Below are 17,992 nucleotides of genomic sequence, written 5' to 3' on the forward strand. Positions count from 1 at the left end.
CCTTGGGAGACCCGGCTTCCGTTGTCACAGGTGTTTTCCCATGATCCGATCCTTGTTCTGTCTGCTTGCCCTGAGTGCTCTAACCCCCGCCCTTGCCGCCCCCAATACCCTGACCCAGTCGGTGGGCACGGATCTGGTGCTGCCCCTCGGCTCACTGCCCGAGCGGGTCTGCTGGTATCAGGATCAGAAATACTTCCAGGGCGCCCGCATCCAGCAGGGGGATGTCTGGCTGGAGTGTGGTCCCCAGCACGTGCTGGAGAGCAAGGGCCCCCTGGCCTGGCACGAGCCTCAGCTGCGCCGGCCCGCCGCCGAAGAGAGTGGCAACCGGGAGACGATCAGGGTGGGTCAGTGAGCCTTTTCTTGATCCAGCTACAGACATGGGCGTGACCTCTGTCGCATAATGCGGCTCTTTCTTCTCTTGGGTGGGATCTAAGCAATGGCTCGTCGCTCTTCCAATATGCAACGTCGTCGTAGTAGCTGGTGGTACAAACGCCTATTGGTACGTGAGCGGGCAGAGCGCGAAGCGCGTTCCGTTCGGGATTAATGATTAATTGGAAAACGGGGCCTTAGGGTCCCGTTTTTATATCTTGTCCGTGGGTGGCAGGAGTTCGTCGCTCTTCCACTCCTTGTTGATATCCAACGTCGTCGCAGTGCTGGTGGTACAAACGCCTATTGGTACGGGAGCGGGCAGAGCGCGAAGGCGCTGCGTTCGGGATTGATGATTAATTGGAAAACGGGGCCTTAGGGTCCCGTTTTTATATCTTGTCCGTGGGTGGCAGGAGTTCGTCGCTCTTCCACTCCTTGTTGATATCCAACGTCGTCGCAGTGCTGGTGGTATAAACGCCTGGTGGTACGGGAGCGGGCAGAGCGCGAGGGCGCTGTGTTCGGGATTGATGATTAATTGGAAAACGGGGCCTTAGGGGCCCGATTTTATATTTCGTTTAGAGCGTAAAAAGGAGGCCGATTGGCCTCCTTTTTTATTGTATGTCAGAGGGTTAGCGCTGCAAGGCGGCCAGTGCCAGCGCAACCCGCTTGGCGTATTCCGGATCCGCCTGCTCGAAGTGCTTGAGCTGGGCCTGGACGATGGCGTCGTCCTCCACATGGATGAGGGAGCGCGCCAGGTTGGCGGCGAGCCGCGAGCGCTGCCCCTCGTCCATGATACGGAACAGGTTGCCCGGCTGGCTGTAGTAGTCGTCATCGTAGTCACGAAAATCGTAGTGCAGGGCGGCTCCCTCCAGACTCAGGGCCGGCTCCTGCTGCCCGCTCGGTTGCTGGGTGCCGAAGCGGTTCGGCTGGTAGTTGGGGCTGGCGCCACCGTTGCCGTCGGAGCGCATGGCGCCATCGCGGTGGGCGCCGCTGAATGGGCAGCGGGGGGCGTTGACCGGCAGCAGGCCGTGGTTGACCCCGAGACGGTAGCGCTGGGTGTCGCCGTAGGAGAACAGTCGGCCCTGCAGCATGCGATCCGGCGAGAAGCCGATGCCGGGCACCACGTTGGCCGGGGTGAAGGCCGCCTGCTCCACGTGGGCGAAGTAGTTGTCCGGGTTCTGGTTGAGCTCGAGCACCCCGACCGGGATCAGCGGGTAATCCTTGTGCGGCCATACCTTGGTGAGATCGAAGGGGTGGATCTCGTAGCTTTGGGCCTCGGCCTCCGGCATCACCTGCACATAGACCTTCCAGCGCGGGAAGTCGCCCCGCTCGATGGCGTTGAACAGATCCGCCTGACTGCTCTCCCGATCCTGGCCGACCACGTTGGCGGCCTCCTCATCGGTGTAGAAGCTGTGGCCCTGCTCGGTCTTGAAGTGGAACTTGACCCAGAAGCGCTCATTCGCGTCGTTGATGAAGCTGAAGGTGTGGCTGCCGTAGCCGTTCATCTCCCGCAGGCTCTTGGGGATGCCGCGATCGCTGAACAGGGTGGTGATCTGGTGCAGGGATTCCGGGTGGCGTGACCAGAAGTCCCAGGCGGCGGTGGCGCTGCGCAGGTTGGTGCGGGGATCCCGCTTCTGGGTGTGGATGAAGTCCGGGAATTTCAGGGGATCGCGAATGAAGAACACCGGGGTGTTGTTGCCCACCAGATCCCAGTTGCCCTGCTCGGTGTAGAACTTCAGGGCGAAGCCGCGCACATCGCGCTCCGCATCGGCGGCGCCCTTCTCACCGGCGACCGTGGAGAAGCGCAGGAACACCGGGGTCTGCTTGCCGACGCTGTTGAACAGATCGGCCTTGCTGAACTGGCTGATGTCGTGGGTCAGGGTAAAGGTGCCGTAGGCGCCGGAGCCTTTAGCGTGAACCACTCGCTCGGGAATACGCTCACGGTCGAAGTGGGCCAGTTTTTCCATCAACCAGATGTCTTGCATCAGCACCGGGCCGCGGGGGCCGGCGGTGAGGCTGTTGTTGTTGTCGACGACGGGGGCACCGTTGGCGCTGTGCAGGGTCTTGTCAGTCATGGGGCATCTCCTTGTGATGATGGGGGTACGATACGGCAAGGGGCGCGAGCGGGGCCAATCGGTCAGCTCTAAGTGTTTGATAGGTGGCCTGAATGGAGTTGGCTACGGACACAAAGGGCGCTATTTTGGACGGACGTTCACGCATCAGGGAGGAGAGGGGATGATTGATATCAGGATTCGTCAGGCGGAGGCCGGAGATGCCCAGGGGTTGCGGGATCTCTATGCCATGCCAAAGGCTCAGGCAGGCACCCTGCAGATGCCCTATCCGACCCTGGCCATGTGGCAGCAGCGCCTCGCCGAGTACAGCGGTCATGGTCTGGTGGCGCTCGTGGACGGCCTGCTGGTGGGTAATCTCGGGCTCTCGATCGAGCCGAATCCACGTCGTCGCCATGTGGCTGGCATCGGCATGGGGGTACGGGATGACTGGGCCGGCCGCGGGGTGGGCTCGGCCCTGCTGGGGGCGGCGGTGGATCTGGCGGACAACTGGCTCAACCTGCAGCGGCTCGAGCTGACGGTCTACAGCGACAACGCGGCCGCCATCGCGCTCTACCGCAAGTTCGGCTTCGAGCAGGAAGGTTGCTCACCCGCCTATGCGTTTCGTGAAGGGCGTTTCGTCGATGCTTTGCATATGGGGCGGGTCCGCTTGCCGTGAGAGCCAGTGAGAGTGCTATGAGAGTGAAGCAGCCATGATTGACTGTCGTGCCTGTCAGAGATGCTCCCGCCATCAAGGGTCATATCACCAGTTCTACTGCGTCGATGCGCTAGAGAGTGGGACTGATCTGATTGCCATAAGAGTGAAACAGCCATGATCGATTATCGCGCCCGCCTGCGGCCCGCCATCCGGGCGCTGGAGCAGGATCCCGAGCTCTCCATCGAGGCACTGGCGGCGCTGGCCTGCCTCTCCCTCTTCCACTTCCACCGGGTATTCACCGCCGTGGTGGGGGAGGCGCCGGGGGAGATGTGCCGGCGTCTGCGCATGCAGCGGGCAGCCTGGCAGCTGTGCTACACGGATGCCAGCGTCACGGCCATTGCACTGGGGGCGGGGCTCGCCAGTTCCCAGGCCTTCGCCAAGGCATTTCGCCGCCACTACGGCTGCGCTCCTGGCGAGTTTCGCCGTGACAAGCGCAAGAATGGACACCAGGAGAGCAAGGATGGACACGCCTGGGACGGGCTGCTCCCTTATGCTGAAGGCCACTCATCAGCAAGGAGCAACAACATGAAAACCGTCGAGATGGATGCCCGCACCCTGGCCTATATCCGGGTGACAGGCCCCTATGGGGAGGGCTATGACGCGGTCTGTGGCCGCCTGCATCAATGGGCTGCCGCGCGCGGACTCGAGGGCGGGGAGTGGATCTTCATCTACCACGACAACCCCGAGGTGACGCCGCCGGCCCAGTGCCGCACCGACATCGGCATCACGGTGCCGCCCCAGACCCGGGGCGAGGGGGAGGTGGAGGCTCAGCTCATTCCCGCCGGTCGCTACGCCCAGTCCCGCTATCTCATCACGGACAGAAGCCAGTACGGACCGCGCTGGCAGGAGCACATCAATGACATCGTCGCCGCCGGGCTGGAATTTGGCAGTGGACCCTGCTTCGAGCTCTATCACAGCGTGAGCAACGATCCCCTGCGCGACGACGTCAGCTTCTGCTCCAGCGTTAAGGTCTGATAGTCAGGGCGACTGCCTCAAGATAAAAAAGCAGTGGATATACGAGATAAAACCAAGAGGAGCCAGTGATGGCTCCTCTTTGCATTTGGGCTCGCGATCCCGCTTCGGCATGGTCGGCTATCACACCTCATCCATTAGGGAGCCTGTGGGGTAGCGTGGGGTCAGGACTGGCTGGGTACCTTGTCCCGGCGGGATTTCCACCACCAGCGCAGCCGGATCTGGGAGATCAGCATACCCGCCAGCATCAGGCTGCAGCCGACGATAGCCCGTTCATCCAGGGTTTCGCCCAGCAGCAGCACGCCACCGATGGCGGCAAACACCGTCTCCAGGCTGAGGATGATGGCGGCATGGGCCGGGTGGGCGCCACGCTGGCCCACCACCTGCAGGGTGTAGCCGATGCCGACCGACACCAGCCCGGCATAGAGCAGCGCCTGCCAGCCCGCCACGGCGCCGCCGAGGGTCGGGGTCTCGATGACGAAGGCGGTGGCGAGGCTCAGCAGCCCGCATACCACGAACTGCACGCCGGCGAGGCGGATGGGCGCGACCCGGTTCGAGTAGTGATCCAGCAGCAACAGGTGAATGGCCCAGAACAGGGCGCCGACCACCTGCAGCAGATCCCCGTAGCCGATGGTGAAGTCATCGGTCACGCTGAGGTAGTAGAGGCCGGCCATGGCGATGAGGGCGCCGACCCAGGTGTTGGCCCCGGTTTTGTGGCGCAGCAACAGGCCGATGACGGGCACCAGAATGATGTAGAGGCCGGTGATGAAACCCGCCTTGGCGGCCGTGGTGTAGAGCAGCCCCACCTGTTGCAGGGAGGCGGCGCTGAACAGCACGGTACCGGCGATGAGGCCGCCGGTCAGCAGCAGCCGGCGTTCGCCGGACGATGACCCGGATGGCGCGCTGGGCTGGCGCGACTTGAGCCACCACAACAGCGGCAGCAGCGAGAGGGCGCCGAGCAGGAAGCGCAGGCCGTTGAAGGTGAAGGGCCCCATGTGATCCATGCCCAGGCGCTGGGCCACGAAGCCCAGTCCCCAGATGGCGGCGGCCATCAATAACATCATGTTCGAACGCATACGGATTCATCCCTGAAAAACAGTCATAGCGGCACTCCACGGCCTCTGTCAGTACGATACCCGTCCGCGGGGGGAGTTGTCGCCAGCCATTTTCACTCTTTGATCTGCGGGTGGGGTGGCGCGTCAGGGGTTTTCAGCCATTGGCGAGCTTGGCCAGCAGGGGGATCAGGGCGAGCAAGAGCAGGTTGCCACGCAGGATCCAGACCACCCAGAATTGCTGCTGGATGGAGACCATGGGGGCGCGCCCCTGACGCAGGGAGTGGCGCCAGCGCTGGAACAGCCGGCTGGGGTAGCCAAAACTGATGACCATGCAGAAGAACAGCAGCAGCTTGATGCGATAGCCGGGATTGGCGAGCAGGACGCTCGGTGTCAGATCGTGGTTGAACACCTGCAACACGCCGGTGATGAAGATGAGCAACAGGGCCAGCGCCACCAGGCTGTCCGCGATCAGCAGCTTGCGCACCTGTTCGATGGACATGCCGCGGCGAAACAGAAAATATTCCGACGTCACGGCGCCGGTCAGGGTGATCACGGCACAATAATGGAGCGCCGTCAGCAGGTCCTGGTTCAACATCTGGGCAAATTCCTTCTCGTCCGGCACACCACAAGCTTCCTCTTGGACGCCATTAGGCGGGGCTGATATTCTCACACTACATCGCATCTGACGATAGCCGAGGGTCTGGATTGGCCAAGCACGACACGCGGGTTGATATCACTCAACACTGGTCTCTGGTTGCCAGGATGCGACTGGGGCTGGCATTGCTTTTCCTGCCGGTGCTGATGCTGGGCAGTATCTACTACCTGCACATGGAGCGCAGCCTCCAAATCGATCTGCAGCAGCGCCTGCTCGCCACCAACAAGCAGTTGCAGCATACCTTCATCGAGCCCTACCTCAACGAGCTGGAACGCCAGTTCAATCTGATCTACGACCGGACGCTGGTCGAGGACTTCAGTGGCGGCGGGCTGCGGCACGGGGAGCGCTATCTGCAGGAGTGGGCGCTCTACAAGGGGGTCATGGCCGATCTCGACTCCGCCTATGTCGGCACCGCCAAGGGCGATTTCCTCATCTACCCCAGACCCGAGGTACCCGCCGACTACGATCCCAGAACGCGCCCCTGGTATCGGCTGGCCAGCCAGCAGGCGGGCAAGCTGGTGTGGACGGACCCCTATCAGGGCTACGGTGAGCTGCACGACCAGCTGATGATCTCCCTGGCACGGACCCTGTCCGATCGGGAGGGCAAGATACAGGCCGTGGTGGCCATCGATGTGGTACTGGCCCCCTTCTCGGCCCAGCTGAACAAGCAGCCGGAGGCGGGCTACCAGATGATCATCAACCAGTCCGGCAAGGTGCTGGCCTATCCGGACCCCGCCTGGCTGCTCAAGTCCATGCCCAGCCCCCACTGGCTCTCGCGTTTCGACAGCACAGAGGGCATCTTCCTCGACACCGAAACCCAGCAGTTTGTGGCCTATCGCCGGCTGCCCCACTGGAACTGGGTGCTGATCAGCGTGCAACCGGCGGCCAGCTTCCAGGCCGTGGTGGCGCGCGCCTCCTTCAACGTGCTGGGAGTGTTGGTGCTGGCCTGCGTGCTCTATGCGCTGCTGGCGCTGTTCTGGGCCCGTTACTTCAGGCGCATGCTGGACGAGATCTCCACCATGATCCGCGCCAGCCGTCTGCAACCCGATGATGTGCCCCAGGGCGGCATGCGCGAGCTCAGGCATGTCTATGCGGAGCTGGCGGAGGTGAGCAAGGACTATCACGAGGTGCGCCAGCAGGCCAACCTGGACAAGCTGACCGGCCTCTACAACCGGCGCTTCTTCGATGAGCGGCTGCATCATCTGTTGGTGGAGCAGCAGCCCTTCTGCCTGGCCATGCTGGATCTGGACAACTTCAAACGGGTCAATGACACCTATGGCCACCAGACCGGGGACGTGGTGCTCAAGCGGGTGGCTGCGCTCGGCAACCGGCTGCTGGGGGATCACGGCTGGGTCTTCCGCTACGGCGGTGAGGAGCTGACGGTGCTGCTGATCAACCCGGACATCCACTTCTGCCACCTGCTGCTGGAGCAGTTCCGAGTCGGGGTTGCTTCTCTGGACTGGCGCGAACCCGGCCTCGCCATCACCTTCAGCGGCGGGCTGGTGGCCAGTGCGCCGGGTCTGGATGCCAAGGCCTTGCTGGAGCTGGCGGATGCCGAGGTGTATCGCGCCAAACATGACGGCAAGAACCGTATCTACTTCGGCCAACCGCCGGGATCGGCGGGGGCGTCAGCGCTCAGGATCGCCACACTGAGCAACGAAGGGACCTGAGGGTCCCTTCTGCGTTCAGGCCGTCAGCTGCCAGGCCAGGATCGGCCAGCGCAGCGCCTCGGCCACCTGGCGCAGGCCGGGGGCGGGGTTGACCGCATAGGGATGAGTCACCGCCCGCAGCAGCGGCAGATCGTTGTGGGAGTCGCTGTAGCCGTGACTCTCCTGCCAGATCCCGGACTGTCCGGCGAACAGCTGGTTGATGCGGGCCACCTTGCCCTCGCGAAAGCTGAGAGTGCCCCTGGTCTGGCCGGTCAGCATGCCGGCCTCCTCGTCCAGCAGGATGGCGACGCAGTGATCCATCCCCAGCATGCGGGCCATGGGGGCCACCAGGTGCTCGCCGGAGGCGGAGATCAGCACCAGCACATCGCCGCGCTCCCGGTGCCACTCGATGCGGGCCAGCCCTTCCGGGTAGAGCCGCTCCCGCAGCACTCCCTCGGCAAAGTGTTGGCACTGTTGCTCGAGCCAGGCCTGTGACTTGCCCACCAGGGGTTGCAGGGTGAAGGCCATGTACTGGTGCATGTCCATCTTGCCCTGATGGTAGAGGGACATCATGGCCTGCTCCTCGGCCACCATGGTCGCCGGGGCCAGCTCCTCGGCCACCATGTACTCCAGCCAGAGGCTGGCACAGTCTCCGGCGATCAGGGTCTCGTCCAAATCAAACAGTGCCAGTGCCATGTGGGCTCCTTGCTATCAAAACGGGGGATGATGAGGGGCCGCGCTCTGGCCGCGCAACCGCTGAAAAGAGAATGCAAACCATGGGCTTATGCTACCTCACACAGCTGATCCCGGGCCACCGCCAGGGTGACCCTGGTGCCCACCGCCAGCAGATCCCTGGCCGAGCGGTTGAGCACGTCCACCGTCAGCAGCCCGGCCTCGCATTCGACCTGGTAGCGGATGACGTTGCCGAGCAACTGCTGTTGGCGAATGATGCCGGGCAGGCTGTGTTCATGGCCCTCGGTGCCCGCCGGCAGCAGGCTGATGGACTCGGGGCGCAGGGCCAGCCGGCTATGTGTTCGCGGGCCGAGCAGTGACTTGGCCTGCTCGGGATCCAGCAGGTTGTAGTGGCCGATGAAGCTCGCCACGAAGGCGTTGGCGGGCTGGGTGTAGATCTGCTCCGGGCTGCCGCTCTGCACTATGCGCCCCCTGTCCATCAGGAACACCCGATCCGACATGGTCAGTGCCTCCTCCTGATCGTGGGTGACGAACAGGGTGGTCAGCTCGAGCCGTTGCTGGATCTCGCGGATCTGCTGGCGCAGGCTACGGCGGATGCGGGCATCCAGCGCCGACAATGGCTCGTCCAGCAGCAGTATGCGCGGCCGCACCACCAAAGCGCGGGCCAGGGCCACCCGCTGGCGCTGGCCGCCGGAGAGCTCGCTCGGGTAGCGCTTCGCCAGCTCTTCGAGCTCCACCAGTGCGAGCACCTCCCGCACGCTGGCGGCCAGCTCCCGCCCCGGCTGGGGCTTCATGCGCAGGCCGAAGGCCACGTTGTCCCACACCGTCATGTTCGGGAACAGGGCATAGCTCTGGAACACCATGCCGATGCCGCGCTGCTGGGGGGCCTGCCAGGTGATGTCTTCACCGGCGACCCGGATCTGGCCGCCGTCGACCGGGGTCAGCCCGGCCAGGGCCCGCAGCAGGGTGGACTTGCCGCAGCCGGAGGGGCCGAGCAGGGTGACCAGCTCCCCCTTGCGGATGCCGAATTCGATCCCCTCGAACACCCGGGTCTCGCCGTAGGACTTGTGTAACTGATTGACTTCTAGATGAAACATCTTGGATCACCGATGGAATCTGTTCGCCGCCCAGGTGAGCAGCAGGGTCAGCAGGAAGTAGCTCATCACCAGGGCGCTGGTGAAGTGCCCCGAGGTGGCGCGCATGTTGTAGAGATAGACCTGCAGGGTCTCGTAGCGGGTGCCCACCAGCATGTTGGCGAACACAAATTCCCCGAGCAGGAAGGAGAGGGACAGGAACAGTGCCGCCAGCAAGCCCTTGCGCAGGCAGGGCAGTACCACCAGCGCGAAGGCGCGGGCGCTGCCGGCACCGAGCAGGTGGGCGGCGTCCATCAGATCCTTGAGGGGTATCCCTTGCAGGTTGTTGGCGAGCGCCCGGTACATGAAGGGCAGCACTATGGTGAACCAGGTGCCCACCAGGATCCACGGCGTGCCGATGAGGGGCAGGGGGCCGTCGGCGTAGATCTGCAGCAGGCCCACCGAGGAGACCACCGGCGGCACCGCGAAGGGCAGCAGGATCAGCAGATTCATCCAGGGATCCAGCTTGGGGAAGTAATAAGCCACTACCAGCACGGTCGGCACCAGCACGAGCGTCCCCAGCAGCAGGGTCGCGAAGCAGACCAGCAGGCTGCGGCCGAAGGCGGCCAGGAAGCGGGGATCTCCCCACAGCTTGAGATACCAGTCGAGGGTGAAGCCATCCGGCAGCAGGGTGGCGCCCCAGCGGGTGGAGATGGAGTAGATAAAGGTGGCCAGCAGGGGCAGCAGCAGGGTCGCCACCAGGGCGCCAAGCACCCACTTTGGCCAGCGGGGGTTGAGATCACGCATGCTGGTTCCCCTTGTTCACATAGCTTCTTTTCAGCAGCCACTGGTTGGCGGCTGTGACGACCCCCAGCAGCACCATCAGGATCACCGCCAGCGCCGCCGCCAGGTTCGGTTCGAGGAAGATGTCGCCGGAGACCAGGCTGGCCACCCGGATGGTCACCAGGTTGAAGTTGCCGGTGGTGAGGGCATAGGCGGAGGCGTAGGCGCCCACCGCATTGGCAAACAGGATGATCAGGGTGCCGAGCAGGGCGGGGGTGAGCACCGGCAGCGCCACGTGCCACACATACTGCCGCTTGCTGGCGCCGAGCAGGGCGGCGGCCTGGGGCCAATCATCCTGCAGGGTATCGAAGGCCGGGTAGAGCAGCAGCAGGGCGAGGGGTATCTGGAAGTAGGTGTAGATGAGGATGAGGCCGCTGCCCGAGTAGAGGTTGAAGCCGTCGATCCAGCCCCAGGACTTGAGCAGCAGGGTGATGGCGCCGTTGATGCCGAGCACGATGATGAAGGCGAAGGCCAGCGGCACGCCGCTGAAGTTGCTGGTCATGGTGACAAACGCCAGCAGCAGGCGCTTGATCCCCTCGCCGCTGTGACGCAGGGCCGCCGCCCCCAGGGTGCCGATGGCGAGCCCCGCCAGGCTGGCGATGCCGGCGATGCGAAACGAGTTGCCAAAGGATTGCAGGTAGAAGGGGGAGCTCAGGATCTCCCGGTAATGGGCCAGCCCCCAGCCGTCCGGCGTCTGGAAGCTGCCCACCAGCACCCACACCATGGGGGCGAGCTGGAACAGGATCATCAGCAGGGCGAAGGGCAGCAGCACTAGGGCGGGCAGCCAGTGGCGGCGGGTGCGGCCCTGGCGTGCGTCTTGTGTTGTCAGGGTGTCAGTGGCGGCGGGCATCATCAGTGCACCTCCCGCTGGTGGCTCGCCTTGAGCAGCTGGGGGCCGCTCGGCTTGTCGTGGGCAATCCCGAGCAGATCCGCCATCAGGGCGCAGAGCTGGGTCTGTTGCAGTGCGGGGCCGGCTGGCCACTGGGTCACGAAGGCCTCTCCAAACAGCCAGAGCGGCACGCCGCGCTCTTCGGGCAGGGTGCCGCCGTGGCTGAGATCCTCGTTCATGCCGTGATCCGCGGTGATCAGCACCTGATAGCCTTCTGCCAGCCACTGGGGCAGCAGATCGGCCAGCAGGCTGTCCATGCGCCGTGCCTGATTGCGGTACTGGCGGGAATCCAGCCCGAAGCGATGGCCCGCGTCGTCCACCCCCATGGGATGGATCAGCAGGAAGTCGGGGTCATACTGGGTGCGCAGCCATTCACCGTCCAGCAGCAGGTGGCTGTCGGGGTAGCCGTCGTCCCAGTAGAAGCAGCCGTGCTGGATCGGCAACTGTTCGTTATGGGTGAAGCGATCCCGCAGCGGCTGCCAGGGGCTGCGATTGTAGAGCTCGCTCACCCAGTGATAGGCCGCGGCCGCCGTGCCTTTGCCGCCGGCGCGGGCGAGATGGAAGATGGAGTCGTGTTGACTGAGGCGGCTGACACCGTTGTGGGTGATGCCGCTCGCCACGGGCGGCACGCCGGTCAGGATGCACTCGTAGAGCGGCCGGGAGAGGGAGGGCAGGGCGCACGTCAGGGTCGTGTAGAGCCCGCGCTCTGCCTCTACCATGCCTGTGAGGTAGCCCATGGTGTGGGCTACCTCGGCAGACAGGCCATCCACAAGTACCACTATCACCTTGTGTTGCACAGGCTGTCCTTACTGCATGTTGATCATGACGGTTTCCTGCCACTGGCGCGGCAGGGCCTTGGAGCTCTGCTCCCAGGCGGCGTGATCCTGCACCGGCTTGGCGTTGGCGTATTGCTCCGCCGGCAGCAGCTTGGCCTTGACGTCATCCGGCAGCACCACGTTGTCGCGGATGGGGCGGGCATAGCCACGAGCCAGGTTGATTTGCCCTGCGTCCGAGAGGATGTACTCCCGCGCCAGCTTGGCGGCGTTGGGGTTCTTGGCCCACTTGTTGATGATGGTGGTGTAGCCGGCGATGACGGAGCCGTCGCTCGGGATCACCACATCAAACTTCTTGGGATCGATCTGGTCGCGGTAGTTGAGGGCGTTGAAGTCCCACAGCACCCCCACCTCCACCTCGCCCTTCTCGATGTTGGCGATGGTCGGGTCGTTCAGCGACAGGCGGCCCTGCTTGGCCAGCTGGCCGAACAGCTCCAGCGCGGGCTTGAGATCCTTTTCGCTGCCGCCGGTGGCATAGGCCGCCGCCAGCACGCCGTTGTTGGCCTGGGAAGCGACGCCCACATCACCCAGGGTCACCTTGTAGTCACCGCCGAGCAGGGACTGCCAGCTGGTGGGGGCAGCCTTGACCAGATCCTTGTTGATCAGGAAGGCGATGGTGCCGGTATAGGCCAGCATCCAGTGGCCGTCCGCGTCCTTGGCCCAGTTCGGGATGTCCGCCCAGGTGGAGGGTTTGTAGGGCTGGGTGACCCCCTGCTTGACCGCGACCGGGCCGAAGGCGCCACCCACGTCGCCGATGTCGGCGGTGGCATTGCTCTTCTCGGCGGCAAACTTGGCGATCTCCTGGGCCGAGCTCATGTCGGTGTCCTGGTGCTTGATGCCATAGACACTGCCGATCTGCTGCCAGGTGTCCTTCCAGTTGGCCCAGCTGTCGGGCATGCCGATGCTGTTGAGCTGGCCTTCACCGCGGGCGGCTTTTTCCAGATCCGCGATATTGTCGGCGGCAAACAGCGGTTGACTGATGGCCGCCAGGGCCAGTGCACTTGCGATCACGCTTTTCATCATCCCATCCCTCTGGACTAGGTCAGTTAAGGTTCGAGAGGGATGCTAGAGGGGAAATATGACGGTGGCGGGGCATTTGAATGGCAGTTTGATGACAAATGAGACCCGCGGCCTCTCGAAGGGCAGAGCTGCTTCAAGGTGTGGATAGGGTGGTGGCGGGCGTGTGTGTAGATAGCCGCTTGAAGACTGATGAGCCTGTCACCTGGCTGTCATCCTGCCAGGGTACAACTCTGGGCCAACAGCGGCTGGTCTACTCCAGCCGAATGACTAACAGGGATGTGACAGTGAGAGAGCCGCGACTGAGCGAGCAGGTGGTGGCCGATGGCCGAACCCCCTCCAAGAGTGAACAGATCTGCCAGACCCTGCGCCGCTATATCGGCAGCGGCCAGCTGGGGGCGGGGCAGCAGTTGCCCGCCGAGCGCGCCCTGAGCGAGCGTTTCGCCACCACCCGCATCACCGTCAAGGAGGCGTTGTCGAGCCTCGAAGCGGACGGTCTCATCTACAGAGCCGAGCGGCGCGGCTGGTTCGTGGCGCCCCCAAGGCTCACCTATGATCCCGCCATCCACACCCACTTCCACCAGTGGATCGGCGAGCAGCAGCGCGTAGCCGAGACCCGGGTGCTGGCCCACGGCGGCGCCCTGGCCAGCAGCGAGCTGTGCCGCTGGATGGGGCTGGCTCCCTTTACCCCGCTCTACGAGATCCGCCGTCAGCGGCTGATCGACGGCCGCCCCGTGCTCCACGTCAGCCACCACCTGCTGGCGAGCCGCTTCCCCGACATCGCCAGCGCCCCCCTGGCGGGCTCACTCACCGAGCTCTACGCGCAGCGCTATGGCATAGGCCAGGGCGGCGCCAGTCTGGAGATCACCCCCTCGGCGGCGCGGGGCCCCATCGCCCGCGCCCTCAATCTGGCACCGGGGAGCGCGGTGCTGCGACTGGTGCGGGTCAACTATGACGAGGCGGGCGCGCTGGTGGATTGCGACATCGAGCACTGGCGACCGGATGCGATCCGCATCTGCCTGGACACCCGGGCGCTCTTGCCCCCGTTGGGGACGAGAGCGGGAACGCAAACGGAGAGTCAGGGGAAGATCCGAGCATGAGGAAGGGGATCCTGTCCTGATGGAGGCAAGGATCCTGTACAGAGAGAGGATCCTCGCGCCCGGCCAGGGGATCAGTTGTCGATATTGGGGATCAGATCGTCGAAGCTCTGGTAGCCGCAGTCCGCCAGTTGCAGGGACATGGTGTAGGTCTTGGTGTGCTCCCGCTGGCCGATGGCGGGGCGGTTCAGCTTGAGCTCCTGATGCCAGTACTCCTTCATCCGATCGATCAGCGCCATGGCCTCGGTCTCGTCCAGATGGAGCTGACAGAGCGCCATGTAGTTGTTGGACTTGTGCATGTTCTCCACCAGATAGTCCCCCAGCACCGCCATGGCCTGGCGCGCCTGCTGGCGGGCGAAGCGGCTGTGCTGCTCGAAGCTGATGCGCTCGCTGATGAGAAAGTGGTAGCTGTTGTCGAGGCCGAGCTGCAGTATGCCGAGCCGCTCCAGCTTGCGCAGGTAGAGGTAGCAGGACGCATCGGTCAGGCCGTACTCCCGCTTCAGATCCACCAGGGCCTTGTCGCGCCAGAAGATGTTGGCGAGGAAGGCGTAGAGGCCAGGCTCCTTGTGGAATGCCTCGTCCTGCTCCTGGGTGAAGACGGCGCGCCGGCTCTGGGCATCCTGGGTGCGGTCCAGCAGCTCCTCGAACGACAGCCCCACCAAGTGACAGAGCTCCAGCAGGGTATCGAACGGCAGGGAGGGCTTGTTCATCATCCGCTTGATGGTGGCGATGGAGACGCCCATGGCCTCCGCCAGGGTCTGGTAGCGGATCCCCTTGTCGGTCAGGGCCTTCTTCAGGGTGTCGAGAATCTGGTTGGCCAGGGTCTGGCTGTAGGTCATGCAACTAATCCTTTATCTGCATCTTGTGTCGTGTCAGAGAGTGAGTTCTTTTTTTGTTTTGGGCTCAAGTTTTGACACCTGTCTAGCTTGAGCAAGATAAACCCGCCGGCAGAGACCGGCGTGGCCCGACCAGGAAGGAGGCCGGTGGCAGATAATGACACCTTGCGGTGCATATCCTTCAACCTTTCAACATTTTGCTGGTGATGCACGGCACATCGCACATAATCCGAACCGGATCGGATTCACGGCCCCAGCGGCCTGGAAAACGATTGTTTGCTTCCAAATTAAGGGTTTTTAAACCGCAAGGTTTTTTTTCTTTCCTGGCATTGAGCGGAACTCGCGAGAGATCCGCTTTTTCTTTTCTCCAAATCTGAGCCCGCCGTCAAGGCTGAGGCGCATCTTTCGATACTTCTCGCTGTCGGCCCTCAGTCGGCGGCCTCATTCCCCCTTGCAGGGGAACAGCTTGGGGATCTCCCGCACCAGCCAGCTCTTGGCCTTGCCCATGGTATCCCGTCGCCAGGCCAGCGCGACCTGGATCTGGTGTCGATACTCGGGCCCTATCACCTTGAGGCGTCCCGCCTTGATGTCCTCCTCGATCCAGCTCTGCGGCATGGTGCCGACGCCGATGCCCGCCAGCAGGGCATCACGCTTCTCGCTCATGGTGCTGACGGTGAGGCGCGGCTGCTTGTCCAGCAGGCGGTAGGTGAGCACCGGCTTGCGCAGGGCGGTGTCGGCGATGGCGATGGCGCGGTAGCGGCGCAGGGTATCGTCCGCCAGGGGCTCGGCCTCCTGATGCAGCGGGTGATCCGGGTGGGCGACGTAGAGCATCACCTCCTCCTGCAACAGCTGATGCTTGATACCGGTCAGCGTCAGATCGGGGTTGAGGGAGGAGATGAGCAGGTCGGCGCGGCCATCCTCCAGACACTCCCAGCTGCCCGCCAGCACCTCGGCGCGAAACCGCAGACGGGTGTCGGTGAGCTCGGCCAGCCGCTCCACCAGCGGGTAGAGCGCCTGCACCGGCACCAGGGCATCGACGGCCACCGTGATGTCGGTCTCCCAACCGCGGGCCAGCGCCCGGGTCTCGCCCACCAGATGCTCGGCAGCCTCCAGCAGCACCCGGCCCTGCTCCAGCAGCATGCGCCCGGCCGGGGTGAACTTGGTGCGATGGCCGCTGCGATCGAACAGCATGGCGTCCAGCTCGTCCTCCAGCTTCTGCACCGTGTAGCTCAGCGCCGAGGGCACCTTGCCGAGTTCATCGGCGGCGGCCGCGAAGCTGCCACGACGGTCGATGGCATCCAGCACCCGGATGGCTTCCAGGGTCAGCGCCCGTTCCTTGTTGGTCTCCTTGGCCATATTTACCCTTCAATTTTTTTGAACATGTTTGCCAGATTATCTCGCTAACAACTTAGGGCAAGTGACCTTAATATTCAACCAACGCTTCGGCAGGAAGGCCGAGCGGCCAAATAAGCGATAGTTCAGGACTGTGACACCCAAGATGAGATGTCTGATGTCAGTAAAAGAACAACACTATATTTGAATAACCTCTTGCATGGATGCATTGATTCGGGCCGACCCGGCCTTGGCAATGACATATAAAACAAGAGAGTGAAACATGAAAAACGTAATCAAGATGCTGGCCGTTGCAGGCCTGATGACCGCCGGTGTAGCTCAGGCTGCCGTTCCCGCCAACTTCAGCGCCGCCCCTGGTGTGCTGGTGGTCAACTGGCAGGCGGACGCCGCCATCGACGGCAAGGCCAACCCCATGCTGGAGGTGCGTGACGAGTCCGGTGATGTGCTGGCATCCGTCCATGCGAACCTGACGGGCACCCAGCTGGTACAGATCCCGAGCCGCACCCAGGGCAACCTGACGGTCAGCCTGGGCAACGAGAACAGCAGCTACCGCATCCCGTACGGGGTGGGTGGCGGTCGCCAGCGTTAATCAACCGTATCGATATTTGAGGAGCACACCATGATGAAATTGAGAGCCGCAGAAGCGCGAGGCAAGGCCAACTTTGGCTGGCTGGATGCACGTCACAGCTTCTCGTTCGGTCATTACTATGACCCGGACTGGATGGGACACTCTGTCCTGCGGGTCATCAACCAGGATCTGGTGTCGCCGGGTGGCGGTTTTGCCACCCACCCTCACGCCAACATGGAGATCCTGACCTGCGTGCTGAAAGGCACCATAGAGCACAGGGACAGCCTCGGCCATGCCGAGCAGATCCCGGCGGGGGATTTCCAGCTGATGAGCGCAGGGTCCGGTATCCGGCACAGCGAGTACAACCCCTCGCAGACCGAGCCGCTCTCCCTGTTGCAGATCTGGATCGAGCCGAACGAAGTCGGCACGACACCGGGCTATCAGCAGAAGAAGATTGAAAACCAGCCCGGACTGACGCTGGTGGCGTCACCGGATGGTGAGGGGGGATCCTTCAGGATCCGCCAGCAGGCGAAGGTGTGGCGGTTGCAGCTCGCCGAGGGGGAGACCCTCGAATGGGCATTGCAAGGACGGCACGGATACCTGCAAATGATTTCAGGGGAGCTGACTGGCAACGGTCTGGCTGCCCGACCCGGCGATGGCCTGCTCAGTCGTGACGAGCAGCGCTGGTCGCTCAGGGCCTCCCAAGGGAGTGAGGCTCTGCTGTTTGATCTGCCCTGATAAATAAATCTCGGCAAAATGAATGAGTTAACAATTCGGTCTTACACTATTAACGAGTTACTGGTAATCAAAGGAATCTGAAAATGGAAAAGATGAAAGACGTGGCACTGCTGGTGGGTCGTGTATTGCTGGCGCTGATGTTCGTGATTGCAGGCTGGGGCAAGATCAGCGGCTATGCCGGTACCCAGGGTTACATGGAAGCCATGGGGGTGCCCGGCGCCATACTGCCGCTGGTGATCCTGCTGGAGCTGGGGGGTGGCCTCGCCATCATGCTGGGCCTGTTTACCCGTAGCATCGCCGTGTTGATGGGTGGTTTCACCCTGATGGCCGCCTTTATTTTCCACTATCAGCCTGCCGAGCAGATGCAGATGCTGATGTTCATGAAGAACCTCTCCATTGCCGGTGGCTTCCTGGCCCTGGCGGCGGCCGGTGCCGGTGCCTTCAGCCTGGACGCCCGTCTCGGCAAGAACTGGTAAGTCTCTGCAAGTTTAAGTTTTCCAACGCCTTTTGGCCGGTGCAGCTGCACCGGCCTTTTTATTGGCTGCCTTTTGCCGCCCTCAGGCTCCGTCCTTGATGAGGCTGTGATCCC

General features: G+C 63.3%; 19 protein-coding genes. 8 read left to right on the forward strand and 11 right to left on the reverse strand.

Going from position 1 to position 17,992, the window contains the following annotated elements:
* Nucleotides 1-40 precede the first annotated feature (40 nt).
* Nucleotides 41-352 carry a DUF1496 domain-containing protein gene (locus MM194_RS17070; RefSeq protein ID WP_241344231.1) on the forward strand — a complete coding sequence of 104 codons (312 nt, stop codon included), beginning with the start codon at nt 41-43 and terminating at the stop codon, nt 350-352.
* 643 nt (nt 353-995) lie between these two features.
* Here MM194_RS17070 and MM194_RS17075 read toward each other — a convergent pair.
* The gene (locus MM194_RS17075; protein WP_241344232.1) at nt 996-2,441 is read right to left on the reverse strand and encodes a catalase; all 1,446 of its coding nucleotides are present in this window, start codon (nt 2,439-2,441) and stop codon (nt 996-998) included.
* A 163-nt stretch (nt 2,442-2,604) separates the two neighbouring features.
* Here MM194_RS17075 and MM194_RS17080 point away from each other — a divergent pair, with 163 nt between their 5' ends.
* Entirely contained in the window at nt 2,605-3,093 is a 489-nt protein-coding gene (locus tag MM194_RS17080) for a GNAT family N-acetyltransferase (protein WP_241344253.1), read from the forward strand.
* A 153-nt stretch (nt 3,094-3,246) separates the two neighbouring features.
* Entirely contained in the window at nt 3,247-4,107 is an 861-nt protein-coding gene (locus MM194_RS17085; RefSeq protein ID WP_241344233.1) for a GyrI-like domain-containing protein, read from the forward strand.
* A gap of 161 nt (nt 4,108-4,268) precedes the next feature.
* Here the strand turns inward: MM194_RS17085 and MM194_RS17090 are convergent, their stop codons facing one another.
* Complete coding sequence (locus MM194_RS17090; protein WP_241344234.1) at nt 4,269-5,180, reverse strand: DMT family transporter; 912 nt, start codon at nt 5,178-5,180, stop codon at nt 4,269-4,271.
* Between the two features lie 133 nt (nt 5,181-5,313).
* A complete protein-coding gene (locus MM194_RS17095) occupies nt 5,314-5,754 on the reverse strand; it encodes a DUF2214 family protein (RefSeq protein ID WP_033129791.1) in 441 nt (146 codons plus the stop codon).
* A gap of 167 nt (nt 5,755-5,921) precedes the next feature.
* On the opposite strand from MM194_RS17095, the gene MM194_RS17100 reads away from it, so the two are divergent.
* On the forward strand, nt 5,922-7,484 hold the full coding sequence (locus MM194_RS17100; RefSeq protein WP_052100864.1) for a sensor domain-containing diguanylate cyclase: 1,563 nt from the start codon (nt 5,922-5,924) through the stop codon (nt 7,482-7,484).
* A 15-nt stretch (nt 7,485-7,499) separates the two neighbouring features.
* On the opposite strand, the gene MM194_RS17105 is transcribed toward MM194_RS17100, so the two are convergent.
* The 6 genes from MM194_RS17105 to MM194_RS17130 form a co-directional block, all read right to left on the reverse strand.
* On the reverse strand, nt 7,500-8,159 hold the full coding sequence (locus MM194_RS17105) for an HAD family hydrolase (RefSeq protein ID WP_241344235.1): 660 nt from the start codon (nt 8,157-8,159) through the stop codon (nt 7,500-7,502).
* Between the two features lie 86 nt (nt 8,160-8,245).
* On the reverse strand, nt 8,246-9,253 hold the full coding sequence (locus MM194_RS17110; protein WP_241344236.1) for an ABC transporter ATP-binding protein: 1,008 nt from the start codon (nt 9,251-9,253) through the stop codon (nt 8,246-8,248).
* A 6-nt stretch (nt 9,254-9,259) separates the two neighbouring features.
* Nucleotides 9,260-10,036: an ABC transporter permease subunit gene (locus tag MM194_RS17115; protein ID WP_241344237.1), complete on the reverse strand. Its 777-nt coding sequence runs from the start codon at nt 10,034-10,036 to the stop codon at nt 9,260-9,262.
* Nucleotides 10,029-10,925: an ABC transporter permease subunit gene (locus MM194_RS17120; protein ID WP_241344238.1), complete on the reverse strand. Its 897-nt coding sequence runs from the start codon at nt 10,923-10,925 to the stop codon at nt 10,029-10,031. Before MM194_RS17120 ends, MM194_RS17115 begins: the two co-directional genes overlap by 8 nt.
* A complete protein-coding gene (locus MM194_RS17125) occupies nt 10,925-11,758 on the reverse strand; it encodes an alkaline phosphatase family protein (RefSeq protein ID WP_241344239.1) in 834 nt (277 codons plus the stop codon). The genes MM194_RS17120 and MM194_RS17125 overlap by 1 nt, the downstream gene beginning before the upstream one ends.
* Before the next feature lie 9 nt (nt 11,759-11,767).
* Nucleotides 11,768-12,814: an ABC transporter substrate-binding protein gene (locus MM194_RS17130; protein ID WP_241344240.1), complete on the reverse strand. Its 1,047-nt coding sequence runs from the start codon at nt 12,812-12,814 to the stop codon at nt 11,768-11,770.
* A 263-nt stretch (nt 12,815-13,077) separates the two neighbouring features.
* Between MM194_RS17130 and MM194_RS17135 the strand changes: the two genes are divergently transcribed.
* Complete coding sequence (locus MM194_RS17135) at nt 13,078-13,911, forward strand: UTRA domain-containing protein (protein ID WP_241344241.1); 834 nt, start codon at nt 13,078-13,080, stop codon at nt 13,909-13,911.
* A gap of 71 nt (nt 13,912-13,982) precedes the next feature.
* Here the strand turns inward: MM194_RS17135 and MM194_RS17140 are convergent, their stop codons facing one another.
* Together MM194_RS17140 and MM194_RS17145 are read right to left on the reverse strand one after the other, a co-directional pair.
* A complete protein-coding gene (locus MM194_RS17140) occupies nt 13,983-14,747 on the reverse strand; it encodes a helix-turn-helix transcriptional regulator (protein WP_042643443.1) in 765 nt (254 codons plus the stop codon).
* 438 nt (nt 14,748-15,185) lie between these two features.
* The gene (locus MM194_RS17145) at nt 15,186-16,100 is read right to left on the reverse strand and encodes a LysR family transcriptional regulator (RefSeq protein ID WP_033129761.1); all 915 of its coding nucleotides are present in this window, start codon (nt 16,098-16,100) and stop codon (nt 15,186-15,188) included.
* A gap of 259 nt (nt 16,101-16,359) precedes the next feature.
* Here MM194_RS17145 and MM194_RS17150 point away from each other — a divergent pair, with 259 nt between their 5' ends.
* The 3 genes from MM194_RS17150 to MM194_RS17160 all read left to right on the forward strand — a co-directional run bounded on the left by MM194_RS17150 (nt 16,360) and on the right by MM194_RS17160 (nt 17,879).
* Nucleotides 16,360-16,686: a hypothetical protein gene (locus tag MM194_RS17150; RefSeq protein WP_241344242.1), complete on the forward strand. Its 327-nt coding sequence runs from the start codon at nt 16,360-16,362 to the stop codon at nt 16,684-16,686.
* A gap of 30 nt (nt 16,687-16,716) precedes the next feature.
* A complete protein-coding gene (locus MM194_RS17155) occupies nt 16,717-17,403 on the forward strand; it encodes a pirin family protein (protein WP_241344243.1) in 687 nt (228 codons plus the stop codon).
* Nucleotides 17,404-17,486: 83 nt separating this feature from the next.
* Entirely contained in the window at nt 17,487-17,879 is a 393-nt protein-coding gene (locus MM194_RS17160) for a DoxX family protein (protein ID WP_033129764.1), read from the forward strand.
* Nucleotides 17,880-17,992 lie beyond the last annotated feature (113 nt).

Source organism: Aeromonas sp. MR16, assembly GCF_022549315.1.
GTDB lineage: Bacteria > Pseudomonadota > Gammaproteobacteria > Enterobacterales > Aeromonadaceae > Aeromonas > Aeromonas aquatica.